The 19,787-nt window shown below is 60.3% G+C and carries 19 protein-coding genes; 5 read left to right on the top strand and 14 right to left on the bottom strand.

Annotated elements, in window-relative coordinates; translation table 11 throughout:
- The first annotated feature begins 69 nt into the window (after positions 1-69).
- Entirely contained in the window at positions 70-645 is a 576-nt protein-coding gene (locus CQ009_RS04790) for a TetR/AcrR family transcriptional regulator (RefSeq protein ID WP_038368069.1), read from the top strand.
- A gap of 82 nt (positions 646-727) precedes the next feature.
- Complete coding sequence (locus tag CQ009_RS04795) at positions 728-1,453, top strand: transporter substrate-binding domain-containing protein (RefSeq protein ID WP_105705037.1); 726 nt, start codon at positions 728-730, stop codon at positions 1,451-1,453.
- Between the two features lie 217 nt (positions 1,454-1,670).
- Here CQ009_RS04795 and CQ009_RS04800 read toward each other — a convergent pair whose 3' ends face one another.
- The 5 genes from CQ009_RS04800 to ribBA all read right to left on the bottom strand — a co-directional run bounded on the left by CQ009_RS04800 (position 1,671) and on the right by ribBA (position 7,164).
- On the bottom strand, positions 1,671-2,825 hold the full coding sequence (locus tag CQ009_RS04800) for an ABC transporter ATP-binding protein (RefSeq protein WP_064392980.1): 1,155 nt from the start codon (positions 2,823-2,825) through the stop codon (positions 1,671-1,673).
- Positions 2,826-2,842: 17 nt separating this feature from the next.
- Positions 2,843-3,652 (bottom strand): ABC transporter permease, encoded by an 810-nt coding sequence (locus CQ009_RS04805; protein WP_007918021.1) that lies wholly within the window; start codon positions 3,650-3,652, stop codon positions 2,843-2,845.
- Between the two features lie 6 nt (positions 3,653-3,658).
- Positions 3,659-4,606, bottom strand: coding sequence for an ABC transporter permease (locus tag CQ009_RS04810; protein ID WP_064392979.1), 948 nt, complete (start codon positions 4,604-4,606; stop codon positions 3,659-3,661).
- Complete coding sequence (locus CQ009_RS04815; protein WP_064392978.1) at positions 4,603-5,628, bottom strand: ABC transporter substrate-binding protein; 1,026 nt, start codon at positions 5,626-5,628, stop codon at positions 4,603-4,605. Before CQ009_RS04815 ends, CQ009_RS04810 begins: the two co-directional genes overlap by 4 nt.
- Positions 5,629-6,054: 426 nt before the next feature.
- Positions 6,055-7,164 (bottom strand): bifunctional 3,4-dihydroxy-2-butanone-4-phosphate synthase/GTP cyclohydrolase II, encoded by a 1,110-nt coding sequence (ribBA, locus tag CQ009_RS04820; RefSeq protein WP_105705039.1) that lies wholly within the window; start codon positions 7,162-7,164, stop codon positions 6,055-6,057.
- 68 nt (positions 7,165-7,232) lie between these two features.
- Here ribBA and CQ009_RS04825 point away from each other — a divergent pair, with 68 nt between their 5' ends.
- Positions 7,233-7,529, top strand: a complete 297-nt coding sequence (locus CQ009_RS04825) for a DUF1330 domain-containing protein (RefSeq protein ID WP_064392976.1) — start codon at positions 7,233-7,235, stop codon at positions 7,527-7,529.
- Between the two features lie 144 nt (positions 7,530-7,673).
- On the opposite strand, the gene CQ009_RS04830 is transcribed toward CQ009_RS04825, so the two are convergent.
- The 7 genes from CQ009_RS04830 to CQ009_RS04860 form a co-directional block, all read right to left on the bottom strand.
- Entirely contained in the window at positions 7,674-8,237 is a 564-nt protein-coding gene (locus CQ009_RS04830; RefSeq protein ID WP_105705040.1) for an NUDIX hydrolase, read from the bottom strand.
- 1 nt (position 8,238) lies between these two features.
- On the bottom strand, positions 8,239-8,991 hold the full coding sequence (locus CQ009_RS04835) for a GntR family transcriptional regulator (RefSeq protein WP_064392974.1): 753 nt from the start codon (positions 8,989-8,991) through the stop codon (positions 8,239-8,241).
- Positions 8,992-9,033: 42 nt separating this feature from the next.
- Entirely contained in the window at positions 9,034-9,438 is a 405-nt protein-coding gene (locus CQ009_RS04840) for a carboxymuconolactone decarboxylase family protein (protein ID WP_016984498.1), read from the bottom strand.
- Between the two features lie 135 nt (positions 9,439-9,573).
- Positions 9,574-10,059, bottom strand: a complete 486-nt coding sequence (locus CQ009_RS04845; RefSeq protein WP_016984497.1) for a flavin reductase family protein — start codon at positions 10,057-10,059, stop codon at positions 9,574-9,576.
- A gap of 12 nt (positions 10,060-10,071) precedes the next feature.
- Positions 10,072-11,553, bottom strand: coding sequence for an aldehyde dehydrogenase (locus CQ009_RS04850; RefSeq protein WP_105705041.1), 1,482 nt, complete (start codon positions 11,551-11,553; stop codon positions 10,072-10,074).
- Positions 11,550-12,383, bottom strand: a complete 834-nt coding sequence (locus tag CQ009_RS04855) for an alpha/beta fold hydrolase (protein ID WP_008088048.1) — start codon at positions 12,381-12,383, stop codon at positions 11,550-11,552. The genes CQ009_RS04850 and CQ009_RS04855 overlap by 4 nt, the downstream gene beginning before the upstream one ends.
- Positions 12,384-12,414: 31 nt before the next feature.
- A complete protein-coding gene (locus tag CQ009_RS04860) occupies positions 12,415-13,005 on the bottom strand; it encodes an amino acid synthesis family protein (RefSeq protein ID WP_007917992.1) in 591 nt (196 codons plus the stop codon).
- A gap of 436 nt (positions 13,006-13,441) precedes the next feature.
- On the opposite strand from CQ009_RS04860, the gene CQ009_RS04870 reads away from it, so the two are divergent.
- Both CQ009_RS04870 and CQ009_RS04875 read left to right on the top strand, forming a co-directional pair.
- Positions 13,442-14,485 (top strand): YCF48-related protein, encoded by a 1,044-nt coding sequence (locus tag CQ009_RS04870; protein ID WP_105705043.1) that lies wholly within the window; start codon positions 13,442-13,444, stop codon positions 14,483-14,485.
- Entirely contained in the window at positions 14,482-16,866 is a 2,385-nt protein-coding gene (locus CQ009_RS04875; RefSeq protein WP_064392970.1) for an RND family transporter, read from the top strand. The genes CQ009_RS04870 and CQ009_RS04875 overlap by 4 nt, the downstream gene beginning before the upstream one ends.
- Positions 16,867-17,143: 277 nt before the next feature.
- Here the strand turns inward: CQ009_RS04875 and CQ009_RS04880 are convergent, their stop codons facing one another.
- Entirely contained in the window at positions 17,144-17,863 is a 720-nt protein-coding gene (locus tag CQ009_RS04880; RefSeq protein WP_093437799.1) for a FadR/GntR family transcriptional regulator, read from the bottom strand.
- A 185-nt stretch (positions 17,864-18,048) separates the two neighbouring features.
- Positions 18,049-19,785, bottom strand: coding sequence for an IlvD/Edd family dehydratase (locus CQ009_RS04885; protein ID WP_007917984.1), 1,737 nt, complete (start codon positions 19,783-19,785; stop codon positions 18,049-18,051).
- Between the last annotated feature and the right edge of the window lie 2 nt (positions 19,786-19,787).

Genomic DNA, 19,787 nt, shown 5'->3' on the forward strand with positions numbered 1-19,787 from the left:
ACCGTCAAATTGAGAAGGGCAGGCTTATGTCATAGAATCACCGCCAGTTATCCGGATCAGGAAATACTCGTGCGACCGTTGAAAATCCCCCGTGAAGAGCTGCTTCTGCGGTGCGCCAATACCTTCAAGCGCCTTGGCTATCATGGCACCACCATGGACGTGCTTGCGTCCGCTTGCGGCTTTACCAAGGCTTCGTTCTATCACCACTATCCGAACAAGGAGGCCTTGCTGCGTGACGTGCTCGACTGGACGCATCAGGTCATCAACCAGACCTTGTTTGCCGTGGCCTTCGACGAAAAACTCACGCCACAAGAACGCCTGAGCAAAATGGGCCGCAAGGCTGCGCGGCTGTTTCAGGATGACTCGATTGGTTGCCTGATGGGCGTGGTGGCGGTCGATGCGGCGTACGGTAAAAGTGAATTGCTGGAGCCGATTCGCGGTTTTTTCGATGCATGGGCCAAGGCGTTTGCGCATTTGCTGGAAGGCGAGGTCGATGAGGGACAAGCCTTGCTGACCGCTCGACAATGGGTGGCGGATTACGAGGGGGCGATTCTGCTGGCGCGGGTCTATGGTGACGCGGCTTACATTGATGCGGTGACGCGTCGGGCGCTGGAACATTTGAGTGCCTGTCAGGCACCGACATAAGGCTTACCCGCTGGGTGTTGTGTCCTCGACAGTTGTCAGTCACGACACACATTGATTTCTTATCCAATCAGGGAGCAACACGATGAGTGTAATCACCCCGGCCGTGATGGCCGATCTCGTGCCCGACGGCGTGCTGCATGCCGCCATCAACTTCGGTAACCCGGTGCTGGCGCAGCGCAGAGCAGATGGTGCGCCGCAAGGTGTTTCGGTGGCTTTGGCGATCGCGCTGGCTGCCGAGCTGGGTGTCGAACTGGAGATGCGCACCTTTGATGCGGCGGGCAAGGTCTTCGCGGCGTTGGAGGAGGGCGTATGGAATCTGGCATTCCTCGCCATCGAGCCGGTGCGTGAGGCGCAGATTGCGTTCAGCGAGCCGTACGTGATCATTGAAGGGACTTATCTGGTCGAGGCGCAGGCCTCGTATCGCAACGTCGAGGATCTCGATCAGCCAGGATTGCGACTGGCCGTTGGCAAAGGCGCAGCCTACGACCTGTTCCTCAGTCGCACGCTGCAGCACGCACAATTGGAGCGTGCCGAAACCTCGGCGGGTGCCGTTGACCTGTTTATCGAGCAACACCTGGATGCCGCCGCCGGTGTCCGTCAGCCATTGCAGAAAGTCGCGGATGCCGACGCGCGTTACCGCGTGTTGGACGGCGCGTTCACGGCGATTCGCCAGGCCATGGCGGTGCCCCGTGGGCGGGAGGCAGGCGCAGCGTATGTGCGGGCGTTCGTCGAGCGCAAGAAGGCTGAAGGGTTTGTCGCTGCAGCGCTGGCCGAGAGTGGGCAGGGCGATGTGACGGTCGCGCCTTGAGAGCAAAAAAAAGAGCCACCGCAGCCCTGAGGGGCAAACACGGTTCAATTGTAGGAGTGAGCCTGCTCGCGATAGCCTCTATGCGAGCAAGCCCGCTCCCACATTTGCAATGCATTCCTGTAGGAGCTGTCGAGTGAAACGAGGCTGCGATCTGTTGATCTTGTTTTTAACGGCAAGATCAAAAGATCGCAGCCTGCGGCAGCTCCTACAGGGGGTTTCAGTGGGAGCCGGCGGCTTTGTTGAGGTCGCTTTCGGTCCATTCGGTGTAGACGCAAGCATCAGCGGTGGCCCAGCGCACTTGCACCGGATCGCCAGCCTTGAGCGGCATGCCGGCGGCTGACAGTGCTTTAACCGTCATTGAGGTGCCGCCCGAGGTGACTACGCTGCACGTCTGGCTCTCACCCAGAAACAACACTTCCACAACCTTCGCTGATACCTCATTCCAACCCGACGGCAGCGGTTCGCTGATTGCTTGCGCCACGCTCAACGCCAGTGCCTTTTCCGGCCGCACCATCAGCAAAACATCCTGATCGGTGTGCAACCCAGCGGTCAGGCGAATCGACAATGACTGTCCTTCAAACGAAGCCGCCGCATTGCCTTGAGCCTTGAGTTTGAGGAAGTTCGAGTTGCCCAGAAACGACGCGACAAACGCATTCGGCGGATTCTGATAAAGGTCGTAACCGCTACCCAGACCGACAATCTTGCCGTGACTGAAAATCGCGATGCGTTGCGACAAGCGCATGGCTTCTTCCTGGTCGTGGGTCACGTAAACAATGGTGATGCCCAGACGGCGATGCAGTTGGCGCAGTTCGTCTTGCAAATCCTCGCGCAGTTTTTTATCCAGCGCACCGAGCGGTTCGTCCATCAGCAAAATGCGTGGTTCGTAGACCAAGGCGCGGGCGATGGCGACACGTTGTTGCTGGCCGCCAGACAGTTGCGAAGGGCGGCGATGCGCGAACTGCTCAAGCTGCACCAGTTTCAGCATCGCATCGACGCGCTTTTCACGTTCGGCGGCCGCCAGTTTGCGGATCGCCAACGGGAAGGCGATGTTGTCGCGCACCGACAGATGCGGGAACAACGAATAGCGCTGGAACACCATGCCGATGTCACGCTTGTGTGGCGGCACATTCACCAGCGACTGACCGTTGACGAGGATCTCGCCGCTGCTCGGCGTTTCAAACCCGGCGAGCATCGACAACGTCGTACTTTTGCCCGAGCCGCTGGAGCCGAGGAAGGTGAGGAATTCACCGTCCTTGATGTCCAGCGAGATGTTGTCGACGGCGGCAAAGTCGCCGTAGTGTTTGTTCAGGTTGCGCAGGCTGACCAGGGGTTTGTCGTTCTGCTGGGAAGCGTCTTTGATCACGGCACTCATGTCGTACTCCTGGGCGCTCAGGCGCTGATTTCGTTGCGCCGGCGCAATGCGGCGGCGATCACCATGACCAAAACAGACAAGCCGATCAGCAACGTCGAAGCGACGGCGATCACCGGTGTCAGGTCCTGGCGCAGGGTGGTCCACATTTTCACGGGAAGGGTTTGCAGGGTCGGGCTGGCCATCATCACGCTGAGCACCACTTCGTCCCACGAAACGAGGAAGGCGAAGAGGGCGCCGGCGACCATGCCCGGGCGAATCGCCGGGAAGGTCACCTTGAACACCGCTTGCAGGCGCGAGGCACCGCAGATCACCGCCGCGTCTTCAATCGACTGATCGAACAGCTTCAGCGAGTTGATGATCGAGATGATGGTGAACGGCAACGCGACAATCACATGGCTGACCACGAAGGCGAACATGGTCCCGGTGTAACCGAGCTTGAGGAACAGCGCGTACACCGCCACGGCGATGATCACCAGCGGCACGATCATCGGCAGGGTGAACAGACCGTAGAGCATTTCCCGGCCGGGAAAACGTCCGCGCACCAGCGCAAACGCCGTCGGCAAACCGAGAGCCACGGCGCAGATCGTGGTCAGTACAGCGACCTTGAGGCTGGCCGCTGCAGCGTTCATCCAGTCGGGATTGGAGAAGAACTGGCCGTACCATTTCAGCGTCCAGCCCGGCGGCGGAAACACCAGCCACTGCGAAGAGCCGAACGACAGCAGCACGATAAACACGATCGGCAACAGCAGGAACAGACCGATCAGCCCGGTGGTGGCATACAAGCCGAAGCGCATGCGCCGGCTCATCGCATTGGGGGTCAGGAGCATGTCGGCTTACCTCGCGTTACTGGCGCCAACCGGGGATTCCGGCTGAAGCTTCAGGTAGAAGTAGAACAGCACCAAAGTGATCGCGATCAGCAACGCGGCGCCGGCACTGGCCAGTCCCCAGTTGAGGAACGATTGCACCTGCTGAATGATGAACTCCGGCAGCATCATGTTCTGCGCCCCGCCGAGCAGCGCCGGGGTGACGTAGTAACCGAGAGACATGACGAACACCATCAAGCCACCGGAGGCCAGACCCGGCCGGCACAGCGGCAGGAACACCCGGAAGAAGTTGGTCCACGGACTGGCGCCACAGATCGAACCGGCCTGCAGAATCATCGGGTCAATGGCCTGCATGGTTGCCTGCAACGGCAGGACGATGAACGGGATCATGATGTAGCTCATGCCGATCACTACGCCGGTGAGGTTGTGCACCATCTCCAGCGGCTGATCGATGATGCCCATCGCCATCAAGGCCTTGTTGATCACGCCCGAAGCTTGCAGCAAAACCAGCCATGAATAGGTGCGGGCGAGCAGGCTGGTCCACATCGACAGCAGCACGATGTTGAGGATCCAGCGCCCCCAGCCGCGCGGCACCAGGGTGATCGCCCAGGCCAGCGGAAAGCCCAGCAGCAAGCTGAACAGTGTCACCAGCCCGGCCACCGAAAAGGTGTTGAGCAGCACCCGGGCATACGCCGAGTTGGCGAACAGTTGTTCATAGTTGCCGAGGCCCGGGGTCGGTTCGAGCACGCCGCGCAACAGCAGGCCAATCAACGGCGCGAGAAAGAACAGGCCGATGAACAGCAGCGCCGGTACGAGGTTGCCGGCGCCGCGCCAGCGTTGTTTGAGGGACGGGGCTTGCTGCATCGCAACCGCCTGGGTTCCGTGGGCCGAGCCGGCAGCGCTGGTCGCGCTCCCGGTGGCAGTGGAGGGACGGGACGCGGTGGCCGCCATTTTCATTTGACCAGCCATTCGTTCCACCGTGTCGCGATGGCCTGGCCGTTTTTGGCCCAGTACGCGAAATCTAGAGTGATCTGATCCTTAGCGTAGGCAGTCGGCAGGTTGGGGGCCAGCGTCGAATCCAGACGCTCCACACTGTCGAGGTTGACCGGGGCGTAGGCGGTCAGGTTGGAGAAGTCGGCCTGGCCCTTGGCGCTGCTGGCGGCAGCGAGAAACTTCATCGCTGCGTCCTTGTTTTTCGAGCCTTTTGGAATCACCAGAATGTCGGCCATGACCAGGTTCTGTTTCCAGCTCACACCGACCGGTGCGCCGTCTTCTTGCAGGGCATGAATGCGGCCGTTCCAGAACTGGCCCATGCTCGCTTCACCGGACGCCAGCAGTTGCTGCGACTGCGCGCCGCCACCCCACCAGACGATGTCTTTCTTGATGGTGTCGAGTTTCTTGAAGGCGCGATCCAGATCCAGCGGGTAGAGCTTGTCGGCGGCCACGCCGTCGGCCAGCAGCGCCAATTCGAGCACGCCGGGGCTTGGCCATTTGTACAGGGCGCGTTTGCCGGGCCAGGTTTTGGTGTCGAACAGGGCGCTCCAGTCCTGCGGTTTGTTGGCGCCGAGTTTGCCCTCGTTGTAGCCGAGGACGAAGGAGAAGAAGAACGAGCCGACACCGTGATCGCTAACGAATCGCGGGTCGATCTTGTCGCGCTGGATGACTTTGAAATCGAGGGGTTCGAGCAGGCCTTCAGCGGCGGCGCGCAGGGCAAAGTCGGCTTCGACATCGACCACGTCCCACTGAACGTTGCCGCTCTCGACCATGGCTTTGAGTTTGCCGTAGTCGGTCGGGCCATCCTGCACGACGGTGATGCCGCTGGCCTTGCTGAACGGATCGGCCCAGGCCTGTTTCTGCGCGTCCTGGGTGCTTCCGCCCCAGCTGACGAAGTTCACGCTTTCGGCAGCCATTGCAGCCTGGCCGGTGACGCTGAGCAGTCCCGCAAAAAAGATCGCGGTTGCAGCTTTGTTCAACACCATGTTCACGCCCTCATTGTTGTGTTTTTGAGCGGGCTTGCGTTGTTGCCCGCCTATCGGGAGCAGTAGATGGACGTTCGTTGGAGTGTCCGGTCTATGGAATATCATATTATGGTATTCCAAACTTTGTGCAAGCACTTTGCCTTACCGGTTATCTGGCGGTTGAGGATTTTTGAGGTGTTAGGTTTGAGAGATGTGGAGAAATTTCAGATCCAGCCCCTCACCCCAGCCCTCTCCCAATGGGAGAGGGGGAAAGGGAGCAGATTTTCATGCTGTTCAAAACCGAGTCCGACCCGGTATTGGAAAGGGAGCCGATCTTTGTGCTGTTCCAAATCTGAGTTCGACTCGGTATCTCAGGTCGGTGTATAGCTACTAAACACCTCGGTCGGCTCCCTCTCCCTCCGGGAGAGGGCTGGGGTGAGGGCAGCTTCATTCAGTGAACGGAATACTCTCTACCACCTCCAGGTCATACCCGGTCAGGCCAGCGTACTTCAGCGGCGGCCCAAGATGCCGCAGCTTGCCCACCCCCAGATTCTGCAAAATCTGCGCCCCAGTCCCCACCTCCGAATAAATCCGCGATTGCGAACGGCTGAACTGCCGCGGCGGCTGGGTCAATTGCGGCACGCGCTCCAGCAACGCCTGCGAAGACTCATGATTGGCCAGCACCACAACAACCCCATGCCCCTCAGCCGCGACCCGTTGCAACGCCGCCCACAGCGTCCAGTTGCTCGGCCCGCTGTACTCGGCACCGACCAGATCCCGCAACGGATCGATCACGTGCACGCGCACCAGCGTCGGCTCTTCACGGCGCAGATCACCCATGACCATCGCCATGTGCACGCCGCCCTCGATGCGATCCTCAAAGGTGATCAAGCGGAAGGTGCCATGCACCGTCGGCAGCTCGCGTTCGCCAATCCGCTCGATGGTGTGCTCGGTGCTCAGGCGATAGTGGATCAGGTCGGCGATGGTGCCGATCTTGATCCCGTGCTTGCGCGCAAACACCTCCAGATCCGGGCGGCGGGCCATGGTGCCGTCGTCGTTCATCACCTCGACGATCACCGAGGCCGGGGTAAAACCGGCCAAACGCGCCAGATCGCAACCCGCTTCGGTATGCCCAGCACGCGTCAGCACGCCACCTTCCTTGGCGCGTAGCGGAAAGATATGGCCCGGCTGCACCAGGTCTTCAGCGCGAGCATTTGGCGCGACGGCGGCGGCCACGGTGCAGGCGCGATCAGCCGCCGAGATGCCGGTGGTCACGCCAACCGCCGCTTCAATCGACACGGTGAACGCGGTGCTGAACACGCTGCCATTGGCCGGCACCATTTGCTCCAGGCCCAGACGCTGGCAGTGGTCGTCGGTGAGCGTCAGGCAAATCAGCCCGCGCGCTTCACGGGCCATGAAGCTGATCGCCTCAGGCGTGCAACGGTCGGCGGCCAGCAACAGGTCTCCTTCGTTTTCGCGGTCTTCGTCATCGACCAGCAAAACCATTTTGCCGAGGCGATAATCTTCGATGATTTCTTCAATGCTGTTGAAGGCCATGCTGGACTCTCAGGGTTCGTTGGAAATATATTGGTATACCATAATACAAAATCAACAAAGAGGTCACTATGAAGGCGTACTGGATTGCTCATGTGGATATAGCCGATGCCGATCACTACGGCCAATACACCCAGCGCGCGCCGGCGGCGTTCGCCGAATTTGGCGCAAAGTTTCTGGCAAGAGGCGGGCGCAGCGAGGCGATGGAAGGGCGCGAGACGCCGCAACGCAGCGTGGTGATTGAATTCGACAGTTATGAGCAGGCGGTGGCGTGCTATCGCTCGGCGGCGTATCAGGAAGCGAAAAGTTATCGCGAGGAATGGGCGAGGGCGGAAATCATCATCGTCGAAGGCATCGCCCCAGCTTAAGCAACACCACAAACCCCGCGTATTGATCGTTCCCACGCTCCGCGTGGGAATGCAGCCCGGGACGCTCCGCGTCCCTTTCAACGCCGAACGCGGAGCGTCCGAAGAGGCATTCCCACGCGGAGCGTGGGAACGATCAGATCGTGATCAGCGGATAAAGTGGATCTTGCCGCTGTCGTCATTGCCCATGTAAATCCCATACACCCCAGCCTGGCGCTCTTCGATATAGCGCTCAAGAATCTGCCGGATCGCCGGGTAATAGATCTGTTCCCACGGAATGTCTTCAGGCGCGAAGAATTTGTAATCCATCGTCTCGGGCCCGTACTGCCCGGTGATCTCCTGCGCGATCGCACGAAAGATGATGTACACCTCGCTGATCTTCGGCACGCTGAAAATCGAGTACGGCGAGACGATTTCCGCACGCACGCCGCTTTCTTCCCAGACTTCGCGGATCGCCGCTTGCTCGGTGGTCTCGCCGCTTTCCATGAAGCCGGCCGGCAGCGTCCAAGTGCCCGGGCGCGGGGGAATCGCCCGTTGGCACAAGAGGTATTTGCCGTCCTGCTCGATGATGCAGCCGGCGATGATCTTCGGGTTTACATAGTGGATGTAGCCGCAACCGCGGCACATCAGGCGCTCGTGCGTATCGCCCGGCGGTATCTGCTGACCGAGGTCAGGGCCACCGCATTTCGGGCAAAAGCTCGGGCTGAACATGTCATTGACCTATGCGTGGTTCTTTCAGCGCGATCGGCAGGGTGATCGCGGGCGTAGCGCCGGTTTCTTCCTGTTTGCGCTTGAGATAGTCGAGGGCCACGGCAGCCGCTGCGCGAACGTGATCGACACAGGCCTGATGCGCCGCCAGCGGATCGCCGCTCTTGATCGCCGCGACCATTTTTTCCATTTCCTGATTACTCGCGCCGCGACGGTTTTCCTGGGACACCGAGGTCGCGCGCAAGTAGCTGATGCGCGCCTGCAACTGACGCAACTGAGTGGCCGCAACATGGTTGCCCGAGCCTTCGAGCAGCACATCGTAGAAGCCCTGCACCGAGTCGATGACCTGTTGCAACTCGCCGTCCTTCAACGCTTTGCGATTGTCGTCGAGGGCTTTTTCCAGGGCTTTGATGTCCTTGGCCTTGGCGCGCAGGGTGAACAGCTGCACGATCAAACCTTCGAGCACGCAGCGCAGTTCGTAGATATCGACGGCGTCGGCCAATGTGATGATGGCGACACGCGGACCTTTGGCATCGGCGAACTCGACCAGGCCTTCGGATTCCAGGTGACGCAAGGCTTCACGCACGGAGGTGCGGCTGACGCCCAGGCGATCGCACAGATCGCGCTCGACCAGACGATCACCGGGCATGAGCTGAAAATTCATGATCGCGCTACGCAGTTTGTCCAGCACGATTTCGCGCAGGGTAACGGGGTTGCGATTGACCTTGAAGCTGTCGTCGAGTGGCTGGCGTTTCATGGGGTCCGCTCTTTAAGTTGGCTGTCCATGCCAGACGGGCATCTAAACAGCCGAGGGGTTAACTGAGGCTTCGGCGTCGGCTTCGGCAAAGGCTTCACGGGCCAGCCGGAAACTGTCCACGGCTGCCGGAACGCCGCAATAAATGCCGACCTGAAGCAGAATTTCGCGTATTTGCTCACGACTCAGGCCGTTACGCAAGGCGCCGCGTACATGCAGTTTCAGTTCGTGCGGGCGGTTGAGCGCCGAGATCATCGCCAGGTTGATCATGCTGCGCTCCTTGAGCGACAGGCCTTCGCGTCCCCAGACGTGGCCCCAACAGTATTCGGTGACCATTTCCTGCAGCGGGCGGGTGAAGTCGTCGGCGTTGTCGATTGAGCGCTGCACGTAGGCTTCACCGAGTACCTGAGTGCGGATTTTCAGGCCTTTTTCGTACTTTTCGTTACTCATAAATCCTCCAGTCACCACAAATCCCTTGTAGGAGTGAGCCTGCTCGCGATAGCGGTGGATCAGTCGACATCCATGTTGAATGTCAGTCCGCCAATCGCGAGCAGGCTCACTCCTACAGGGGGTGGTGTGAATCCGTCAGGCCAGTGTCGGCAACGGCCCGAGCTTGCCTTTGTGGTAAATCATCGGCGTCACCGGTTGCGCGGGCAGGATCAGGTTCTTCACCGCGCCAACGATAATCGCGTGATCACCACCATCGTATTCCCGCCACAACTCGCACTCGATGATCGCCGTCGCCTTGGCCAGAATCGGGTTACCGAGCTCGCTAAGATGCCACTCGATGTCCTTGGCCTTGTCCTTGCCCTTACCGGCGAAGGCGTAGGCCTCGGCAGTCTGGTCAGCTGACAGCAAATGGATCGCGAACTTCTTGCTGTCGCGCAACACCGGATACGTGTCGGAAGCATAGTTGGGACAGAACAACACCAGCGCCGGGTCAATTGATAGCGCGCTGAAGGCGCTGGCGGTGATGCCGACAATGCCGCCTTCCGGGTCAACGGTAGTAACCACCGTGACGCCGGACGGGAACGAGCTCATGACGTCTTTGTAAATGCCGGGTTCGATCATTTCGCAGGACTCCTAGCGCATCACAAACGGATCAGGCATCGGTGCCTGGGAGAGGTTGATCCACACCGTTTTCAGTTCGGTGTAGGCCAGCACCGAATCGATGCCGCTTTCGCGTCCATAGCCACTGTTCTTGAAGCCGCCGATCGGTGCCATCGCTGACACCGCGCGGTAAGTGTTGACCCAGATAATCCCCGAGCGCACATCGCGAGCGAGGCGATGGGCGCGACCGAGATCGCGGGTCCAGATGCCGGCCGCCAGGCCGAACTGCGAGTCGTTGGCGATCGCCAGCGCTTCGGCTTCATCTTTGAATCGAATCACCGACGCCACCGGGCCGAAGACTTCTTCCTGCATGATCTTCATCGAATTGCGGTCGCATTCGAACAGCGTCGGCTCGTAGAACCAGCCTTCGCCGAGATCGGTCGGGCGCTTGCCGCCGGTGCGCAAACGCGCGCCTTCAGCGATGGCATCAGCGACCAGACCTTCGACCACCGCCAGTTGCTGCGCGGTGGCCATCGGGCCCATCTCGCTGTTGTCTTCCTGGGGGTTGCCGATGCGAATGCGCTGGGCGCGTTCGACCAGTCGGCTGACGAATTCGTCGTAGATTTCGTCCTGCACCAGCAAGCGCGAACCGGACACGCAACTCTGCCCGGAGGCGGCATAGATCCCGGCAATCGCGCCGTTGATCGCGCTGTCCAGATCGGCGTCGGCGAAGATGATGTTCGGCGACTTGCCGCCCAGTTCCAGCGACAGCTTGGCGAAGTTCTCCGCGCTGCTGCGCACCACATGCCGCGCCGTCGCCGCGCCGCCGGTGAAGGCGATCTTGCGAATCAGCGGGTGGCGGGTGAGGGCGGCGCCAGTGCTCGGGCCGTAACCGGTGACGACGTTGACCACACCCGGCGGAATCCCCGCTTCGAGGGCCAGCCGCGCCAGCTCAAGAATGGTTGCCGAGGCGTGTTCGGACGGCTTGATCACAATCGTGTTGCCGGCGGCCAGGGCCGGGGCGAGTTTGATCGCGGTCAGGTACAGCGGGCTGTTCCACGGAATGATCGCCGCGACCACACCCATCGCTTCGTGCACGGTATAGGCGAACAGATCAGGCTTATCCAGTGGCAGCGTGCCGCCTTCGAGCTTGTCGGCAAGGCCGGCGGTGTAGTGGAAGAACTCCGGCAGATAACTGACCTGGCCACGGGTCTCGCGGATCAGCTTGCCGTTGTCGCGGCTTTCCAGCTGCGCCAGTTGTTCCTTGTTCTCTGCGATCAAATCACCGAGACGGCGCAGTAACTTGCCGCGTGCGGTGGCGGTCAGGCCGCGCCACGCCGGGCTGTCGAAAGCAGTCTGTGCCGATTGCACGGCGCGTTCGACGTCCGCCTCATCGGCGTCAGGCAGTTCGGCCCAGGCTTGCGCCGTGGCCGGATTGAGGCTTTCGAAGGTTTTCCCGGAGAGGGCGTCGACCCATTCTCCGCCGATGCACATCTGGAAGCGTGCGAGTGTCATGCAACGATCCCCTTTATATGGTTTTGTCGGGAGTGTGCGAATTGGAGAAATTCCAGCAGCGTCTGATTGACCAGACGCGGCGACTCTACGGGCATCATATGCCGTTGCTCGGGCAGCACGGCAACCTTTGCACCGGGGATGCGTCGTGCCAGTTGCTCGGCCATTTCCGGGGTCGAACCGGGGTCGAGTTCGCCCGTGGCGATCAGCGTCGGCGCCTGAATGCTGCCCAGGTCGTCGGCGCGGTACATGTCTTGGGTGGCGAACAATTCGTAGGTGGTCAGGTAACCCTGCGGATCATTATTGGCAAGGGTCTGGCGCAATGCGGCGATCTGCGCCGGATTGGCCGCCTGATACTCGCGGCTGAACCAGCGTGACAGCGCCGCTTCGGCATTGGCGTCCGGGCCGTGTTCGGCCGCTTGCGCGGTACGAGCGATGACACCGGCACGCTGTTCTTCACTGCGGTTGAACACGCTGTTCAACACCACCAGGCTTTGCAGGCGCTGCGGGTAATGCAGGGCAAAGGCCCGCGCGACCAGACCGCCCATGGAGAAACCGATCACTGCGGCCTGTGGCAAATTCAGGTGATCGAGCAGCTCCAGCAACTGATCGGCGTAACCGAGCAGGTTGGTGCCGCTGGCCGGTCGCGGGCTGGCGCCATGGCCGAGCATGTCGTAGGCGATCACTTGATATTGGCTGGACAGGCCGACAATCTGCCCGCCCCACATTTCTTTGTTCAGGCCCACGCCGTGGATCAAAACCACGGGCTGGCCTTGGCCGGTCGCCAGGTAACTGGTGCCAGCCGGGGTGAGTTCAGCGGTGAGCCGAATCATGGAGCGCTCCTGCAATGCCTTTTTATTGTGGTTACTGGGCTTTTTCGGCGGCCAGTTCTTCCAGATCGATGTAGCGGTTGCCGATGCGCGGGTGCAGACGACCACCGTCGGCGCAACCGAGCACGACAACGATTTCGTCGGCACGCGGCGCGTCTTCGATCTGCATTTCCAGGGTGATGTAGTGCGAACGCTGACCTTCGTCGTCCTTGTGCATCATCGGGATCTGGATCGAAGTGCCCGGACCGCCGCGCTTGTTGGTGAAGCTCAGGTAGCTCTTGGCGTTGACGGCTTCGCGGTAGTGGTTGCCGAAGCGCAGGGTGTGGATCACGGCGGAGGCGTGTTCGATCTCGCCGTCAGCGCCGACCACAGCGGCCTTGCCGTAGGCCTCGATCTTTTCCGCACCGCCGATGATGCCGACCAGACGCTCAACCATCAGCGCACCGAGGTCGGAGCAGTTGGCGCGGATCTGCGGCTTGAGGTCTTCGACGAAACCGTTGCCCACCCAAGGGTTTTTCATCACCACGGCGAGGCCGACCATGGTCACCGGCTTGTCAGTGGCTTTGCCGCCTTCGATGAAGGTTTCTTCGACATAGCTGACGATCTTGCGAATTTCGAAACTCATGAGCTGCTCCGTTGAGGGATTGAGAGTGTCTGTGCGTCTGATGGTATACCATAATACCGATCGTGCAAGTCCCCTCGATGACTTTTGCCGCATCACCCCGGCGAATGGTCATGTATTCAAATCCCATAGCCCCCACAACCCCTGTAGGAGTGAGCCTGCTCGCGATAGCGGTGTGTCAGTCAATGATTTCTTACCTGATACACCGCTATCGCGAGCAGGCTCACTCCTACAGGGGGATTGGCCAGTCATGTGGTTAACAAAAGATAACGTGGCGCCGATTGTCAGACGTTTCGAAAGCCCGATAGGATGAGCCAGCTTCCGAAGTGGCTCTGGATTGCGGGTTTCAGGACTATGCTCCTGAGCAGCCATCAGCGGAGCACACTTGCGGCGCCCTTGAAGGCCAGATGGCCTAACAATAATAAATAGGGGAAGGTCTATGAGTCGTTGCCGCCCGCCGGCGTTACGCAACACCGCGTTGTTGGCCACAGCACTCTCTCTGCTGGGCTTTGCCACGTTATCGGCACCGTTGATGGCCGCCGAGGCGCCTGCCGAGGTGGTCTATGCCACCGAATCCAGCAAAGCGGCGAAAAGCCTGATTCTCGATGTCGTCCACGCCGGTGCGCGTCTGGTCGCGGTCGGGGATCGCGGGCACATTCTCTATTCCGATGACCAGGGCAAGACCTGGACCCAGGCCAAGGTGCCGAGCCGGCAACTGCTGACCGCGGTGTATTTCGTCGATGACAAGCACGGCTGGGCGGTCGGTCACGACGCACAAATCCTCGCCAGCGCAGACGGCGGTCTGACCTGGACCAAACAATTCGAAGACCTCAAACGTGAATCGCCGCTGCTCGACGTCTGGTTCAAGGACGTCAACAGCGGCCTCGCCGTGGGCGCGTACGGCGCGCTGCTGGAAACCACCGATGGCGGCAAGAACTGGGAAGACGTCAGCGACCGCCTCGACAACGAAGATCAATTCCACCTCAACGCCATCGCGGCGGTGAAGGACGCCGGTCTGTTTATCGTCGGCGAGTCGGGCAGCATGTTCCGCTCCGCCGACGACGGCCAGACCTGGGAAAAACTCGAAGGCCCGTACGAAGGCTCGCTGTTCGGCGTGATCGGCACGGCACAACCGCAAACCCTGCTGGCCTACGGCTTGCGCGGCAATCTTTATCGCTCCACGGATTTTGGCAGCAACTGGGAGCAGGTCGAGCTGAAAGCCGCGCGCGGTGCGCTGGAGTTCGGTCTGTCCGGCGCGACCCTGCTTGAAGACGGTTCGATCGTCATCGTCGGCAACGGCGGTTCGGTGATCAGCAGCAGCGACAACGGCGAAACGTTCAGCGTGTTCAACCGCCCGGATCGCATCTCGCTGTCTTCCGTCACCGCTGCCGGCGACGGCAACCTGATTCTGACCGGGCAGGGTGGCGTTCACACCACACAGCCAAACGGCGCCGAAGTTAATAACAAGAAGGCGGGGCTATGACTTCCTTGATCACTCCTCAGCAGGACAAGGCGACGTTTCTTGAGCGCCTGATCTTCAACAACCGCCCGGCCGTGATCCTGATCTGTCTGGTGGTGAGCATTTTCCTGTTCTGGCAGGCCACGCTGATCCGCCCGTCGACCAGTTTCGAAAAAATGATCCCGCTCAAGCATCCGTTCATCGAGAAGATGATGGAGCACCGCAACGATCTGGCCAACCTCGGTAACACCGTGCGCATTTCGGTGGAAGCCAAGGACGGCGACATCTTCTCCAAGGAGTACATGGAGACCCTGCGCCAGATCAACGACGAGGTGTTCTACATCTCCGGCGTCGACCGCTCCGGCCTGAAGTCGCTGTGGAGTCCGAGCGTGCGCTGGACCGAAGTGACCGAAGAGGGTTTTGCCGGCGGTGAAGTGATCCCGCAGAGCTACAACGGCTCGCAGGACAGCCTCGACCTGCTGCGCAACAACGTGCTCAAGTCCGGCCAGGTCGGGCGGCTGGTGGCCAACGACTTCAAGTCGAGCATCGTCGACATCCCGCTGCTGGAGTCCTACCCGGACCCGGAAGACCAGGGCAAGTTGCTCGCGCTGGACTATCGCAAGTTCTCCCACGAACTCGAAGACAAGATCCGCAACAAGTTCGAAGCGCAGAACCCCAACGTCAAGATCCATATCGTCGGTTTCGCCAAGAAGGTCGGCGACCTGATCGACGGTCTGGTGATGGTGGTGTTGTTCTTCGGCATCGCTTTCGTCATCACCCTGATCCTTCTGTTGTGGTTCACCAACTGTGTGCGCAGCACCATTGCGGTGTTGAGTACGACACTGGTGGCGGTAGTCTGGCAGCTTGGTCTGATGCACTTCTTCGGTTTCGGGCTCGATCCCTATTCGATGCTGGTGCCGTTCCTGATTTTCGCCATCGGTATTTCCCACGGCGTGCAGAAGATCAACGGTATCGCCCTGCAATCCAGCGAGGCCGACAACGCATTGACCGCTGCGCGGCGCACCTTCCGGCAACTGTTCCTGCCGGGGATGATCGCGATTCTCGCCGACGCGGTGGGCTTCATCACGCTGCTGATCATCGATATCGGTGTAATCCGTGAACTGGCCATCGGCGCGTCGATCGGCGTGGCGGTGATCGTGTTTACCAACCTGATCCTGCTGCCGGTGGCGATTTCCTATGTCGGCATCAGCAAGCGCGCGATCGCCAAGAGCAAGAAGGATGCTAATCGCGAACACCCGTTCTGGCGCCTGCTGTCGAACTTCGCCAACCCGAAAGTTGCACGCATCTCGGTGCTGCTGGCGCTGATCGCCTTTGGTGGCGGTCTCTGGTACAGCCAGAACCTGAAAATCGGTGACCTCGACCAGGGCGCACCGGAACTGCGTCCGGACTCGCGCTACAACAAGGACAACAATTTCATCATCAGCAATTACTCCACCAGCTCTGACGTATTGGTGGTAATGGTCAAGACCAAGGCTGAAGGTTGCTCGCGTTATGAAGCCATGGCGCCGATCGATCAGTTGATGTGGAAGATGCAGAACACCGAGGGCGTGCAGTCGGCGATCTCGCTGGTGACCGTGTCCAAGCAGATGATCAAGGGCATGAACGAGGGCAACCTGAAATGGGAAACCCTGTCGCGCAACCCGGACGTGCTGAACAACTCGATTGCCCGTGCTGACGGTCTGTACAACAACAGTTGCTCGCTGGCGCCGGTGCTGGTGTTCCTCAACGATCACAAGGCAGAAACCCTCGATCGGGCAGTTCACGCGGTGCAGGAATTCGCCAAGGACAACAACAAGGACGGTCTGGAATTCATCCTCGCGGCCGGTAACGCCGGGATCGAAGCGGCCACCAACGAAGTCATCAAACAGGCTGAGTTGACCATCCTGATTCTGGTGTACATCTGCGTGGCGGTGATGTGCATGATCACCTTCCGTTCGTGGGCCGCGACCCTGTGCATCGTCCTGCCGCTGGTACTGACCTCGGTACTCGGCAACGCACTGATGGCGTTCATGGGCATCGGCGTGAAGGTTGCGACCTTGCCGGTGGTGGCGTTGGGTGTGGGGATTGGTGTCGACTACGGCATCTACATCTACAGCCGTCTGGAGAGTTTCCTGCGCGCGGGGTTGCCGTTGCAGGAAGCCTATTACCAGACGCTGAAGTCCACCGGTAAAGCCGTGCTGTTCACCGGCCTGTGCCTGGCGATTGGCGTGTGCACCTGGATCTTCTCGGCGATCAAGTTCCAGGCTGACATGGGCCTGATGCTGACCTTCATGTTGCTGTGGAACATGTTCGGTGCGCTGTGGCTGCTGCCGGCACTGGCGAAGTTCCTGATCAAGCCGGAGAAACTGGCGGGGCAGAAGGGTAATTCGCTGTTTGCGCATTGATCTGAAGGGCTGAAACGACAAAGCCGCAACCTTTGGGTTGCGGCTTTTTTTGTGGCTGAAGATCAAGAGCCCCTCACCCTAACCCTCTCCCCGAGGGAGAGGGGACTGACCGAGGTGTGCGGCTTGATCCATCGACCTGAGATACCGAGTTGATTATGGCTTCACAGCAAATCGTTCAAGTCGGCGTAAATCTCGAATATCCCCCAATCGGTTCCCTCTACCTCTGGGCGGTCCGACGTTTCGGGAGGGCTAGGGTGAGGGTAAGCGGTCTCCAGCCTTAGGAGAGTTCAGCGCCAAGCACAACACTCAAAGCACTACGCGCATCATCCAGCTGCACCAACGTCGCATGCCGAGCACCGAGGGCATCACGATTCTCGATCGCCGTCAAAATCGCCTTATGCCGAGGCAACGCCAACTCATGCAAATTCGGCCGCTGATTCGAATGCTTCAACGCCTCGGCAATCGCCACCGACAACATGTTGCACAGGTTCGCCAGCAAATCATTGTGCGTCGCATCGGCAATCCGGCTGTGGAAATCCAGATCCGGCTGCAACAGCGCCTCAGGCGTCGGCGCTGCTTCCATGCGCTGATAGGCCTCACCAATCGCGGCAATATCCGCCTCTGTCGCATGTTGAGCGGCGAGGGCGGCAGCAGCGGGTTCAATAATGCTGCGCACACTGGTCAGCACATTGAAGAACTCATTCTGCGGGCTGCTTTGCATCAGCCAGTGCAGCACGTCCGGGTCGAGCATGTGCCATTCGCGGCGCGCCTTGACCACCGTGCCGACGCGGGGTTTGGAATACACCAGACCCTTGGCCACCAACACCCGCGTGGCTTCGCGCAAGACCGGCCGGCTAACCGCGTACTCCTCGCAGAGCAAGGCTTCGGCGGGCAGTTTGTCGTCGGGCAAAAAGCGTCCGGAGACGATCTGCATGCCCAGTTCCTGGACGATGCGCGAGTGCATGCTTTTGCGGTCGGAGGGTTTGCGGTAATCCATGGGGAACGGCGCGATCCTGAGCGATGGAGATGCCGCGCATCATAGCAGGCGTGCGGCATTCTTGAGGCTGATGCATAGCAAATGTAGGAGTGAGCCTGCCCGCGATTGCGGTGTGTCAGTTACCAGAGTTATCAACTGACAGATTGCTATCGCGAGCAGGCTCACTCCTACAGGGGGCGGTGGGCTTAGTGAGAGTGGCGCGGTACTTCGGCGCCTCGGCAACCAACGAGGAAATCAAAGTCACAACCCTGATCCGCCTGCAGCACATGATCGATGTACAGCTGACGATAGCCACCCACCAGCAACTGTTGCGGTGGCTGCAGATCGGCCATGCGCGCTGCCAGTTCGGCATCCGGAATGTCCAGATGCAGACGCCCGGTGGCGCAATCCAGCTCGATCCAGTCGCCTTCCTTCACCGTCGCCAAAGGTCCGCCAGCCGCCGCTTCCGGCGCCACGTGCAACACCACTGTGCCGTACGCGGTGCCGCTCATCCGCGCATCGGAAATGCGCACCATGTCGGTCACACCCTGCGCCAACAGCTTTGCCGGTAAACCCATGTTGCCGACTTCAGCCATGCCCGGATAACCCTTCGGCCCGCAGTTCTTCATCACCAGAATCGAATCTTTATCGACATCCAGCTCCGGATCGTTGATCCGCGCCTTGTACATGTCGAAGTTCTCGAACACCACCGCGCGCCCACGATGCTGCATCAGTTCCGGCGTCGCGGCGGACGGCTTGAGCACCGCACCCAGTGGCGCCAGATTGCCGCGCAACACACAGATGCCACCGTCGGCGCGAATCGGATTGTCGAGGGTGCGGATCACCTCGTCTTCGCCGTAGATCGGCGCGTCCTTGGTGTTCTCGCCGATGGACTTGCCGTTGACCGTCAGCGCATTCGGGTTGGGAATCAGATTGGCTTCACCGAGACGACGCAGCACCGCTGGCAAACCACCGGCGTAATAGAACTCTTCCATCAGGAAACGCCCGGACGGTTGCAGGTCGACGATGGTTGGCATGCCGCGACCGATGCGCGTCCAATCGTCCAGATCCAACTCGACGCCAATGCGCCCGGCGATGGCTTTCAAGTGAATCACCGCGTTGGTCGAACCACCGATGGCGGCGTTCACGCGGATAGCGTTTTCGAAGGCTTCCTTGGTCAGGATCTTCGACAGTTTCAGATCTTCGCGAACCATCTCCACCGCGCGCATGCCGGACATGTGCGCCAGCACATAACGTCGTGCGTCCACCGCCGGAATCGCCGCGTTGTGCGGCAGGGAAGTGCCGAGCGCTTCAGCCATGCAGGCCATGGTCGATGCGGTGCCCATGGTGTTGCAAGTGCCTGCCGAACGCGACATGCCGCCCTCGGCCGCGAGGAAATCGTCGATGGTGATGGTGCCAGCCTTGACCTGTTCGCTGAGCTGCCAGACCACCGTGCCGGAGCCGATGTCCTTGCCCTTGTGCTTGCCGTTCAACATCGGCCCGCCAGTCACAACAATCGCCGGCACGTCGCAACTGGCCGCGCCCATCAGCAGCGCCGGGGTGGTTTTGTCGCACCCGGTCAACAGCACCACGCCGTCAATCGGGTTGCCGCGAATCGCTTCTTCAACGTCCATGCTTGCCAGGTTGCGGGTGAGCATGGCGGTCGGGCGCAGGTTCGATTCGCCGTTGGAGAACACCGGGAATTCCACTGGAAAACCACCGGCCTCGATCACCCCACGTTTAACGTGCTCCGCGATCTGGCGGAAGTGCGCGTTGCACGGGGTCAGTTCCGACCAGGTGTTGCAGATGCCGATGATCGGCTTGCCATGGAACTGGTGGTCGGCGATGCCCTGATTCTTCATCCAGCTGCGGTACATGAAGCCGTTCTTGTCGGCCGTGCCAAACCATTGGGCGGAGCGCAGGGTGGGTTTCTTATCAGACATGA

The sequence above is a fragment of the Pseudomonas sp. MYb2 genome, from assembly GCF_002979955.1.
Taxonomy (GTDB): Bacteria; Pseudomonadota; Gammaproteobacteria; order Pseudomonadales; family Pseudomonadaceae; genus Aquipseudomonas.

Bases quoted from the DNA above. Each gene is read 5' to 3' on its own strand.
- CQ009_RS04805 (WP_007918021.1), bottom strand. From the start codon at position 3,652: ATGCTCCTGACCCCCAATGCGATGAGCCGGCGCATGCGCTTCGGCTTG.
- CQ009_RS04815 (WP_064392978.1), bottom strand. From the start codon at position 5,628: ATGGTGTTGAACAAAGCTGCAACCGCGATCTTTTTTGCGGGACTGCTC.
- CQ009_RS04800 (WP_064392980.1), bottom strand. From the start codon at position 2,825: ATGAGTGCCGTGATCAAAGACGCTTCCCAGCAGAACGACAAACCCCTG.
- CQ009_RS04810 (WP_064392979.1), bottom strand. From the start codon at position 4,606: ATGAAAATGGCGGCCACCGCGTCCCGTCCCTCCACTGCCACCGGGAGC.
- CQ009_RS04845 (WP_016984497.1), bottom strand. From the start codon at position 10,059: ATGATCGAACCCGGCATTTACAAAGACGTCATGAGCTCGTTCCCGTCC.
- CQ009_RS04885 (WP_007917984.1), bottom strand. From the start codon at position 19,785: ATGTCTGATAAGAAACCCACCCTGCGCTCCGCCCAATGGTTTGGCACG.
- CQ009_RS04850 (WP_105705041.1), bottom strand. From the start codon at position 11,553: ATGACACTCGCACGCTTCCAGATGTGCATCGGCGGAGAATGGGTCGAC.
- CQ009_RS04870 (WP_105705043.1), top strand. From the start codon at position 13,442: ATGAGTCGTTGCCGCCCGCCGGCGTTACGCAACACCGCGTTGTTGGCC.
- CQ009_RS04855 (WP_008088048.1), bottom strand. From the start codon at position 12,383: ATGATTCGGCTCACCGCTGAACTCACCCCGGCTGGCACCAGTTACCTG.
- CQ009_RS04840 (WP_016984498.1), bottom strand. From the start codon at position 9,438: ATGAGTAACGAAAAGTACGAAAAAGGCCTGAAAATCCGCACTCAGGTA.
- CQ009_RS04875 (WP_064392970.1), top strand. From the start codon at position 14,482: ATGACTTCCTTGATCACTCCTCAGCAGGACAAGGCGACGTTTCTTGAG.
- CQ009_RS04830 (WP_105705040.1), bottom strand. From the start codon at position 8,237: ATGTTCAGCCCGAGCTTTTGCCCGAAATGCGGTGGCCCTGACCTCGGT.
- ribBA (WP_105705039.1), bottom strand. From the start codon at position 7,164: ATGGCCTTCAACAGCATTGAAGAAATCATCGAAGATTATCGCCTCGGC.
- CQ009_RS04825 (WP_064392976.1), top strand. From the start codon at position 7,233: ATGAAGGCGTACTGGATTGCTCATGTGGATATAGCCGATGCCGATCAC.
- CQ009_RS04795 (WP_105705037.1), top strand. From the start codon at position 728: ATGAGTGTAATCACCCCGGCCGTGATGGCCGATCTCGTGCCCGACGGC.
- CQ009_RS04835 (WP_064392974.1), bottom strand. From the start codon at position 8,991: ATGAAACGCCAGCCACTCGACGACAGCTTCAAGGTCAATCGCAACCCC.
- CQ009_RS04880 (WP_093437799.1), bottom strand. From the start codon at position 17,863: ATGGATTACCGCAAACCCTCCGACCGCAAAAGCATGCACTCGCGCATC.
- CQ009_RS04860 (WP_007917992.1), bottom strand. From the start codon at position 13,005: ATGAGTTTCGAAATTCGCAAGATCGTCAGCTATGTCGAAGAAACCTTC.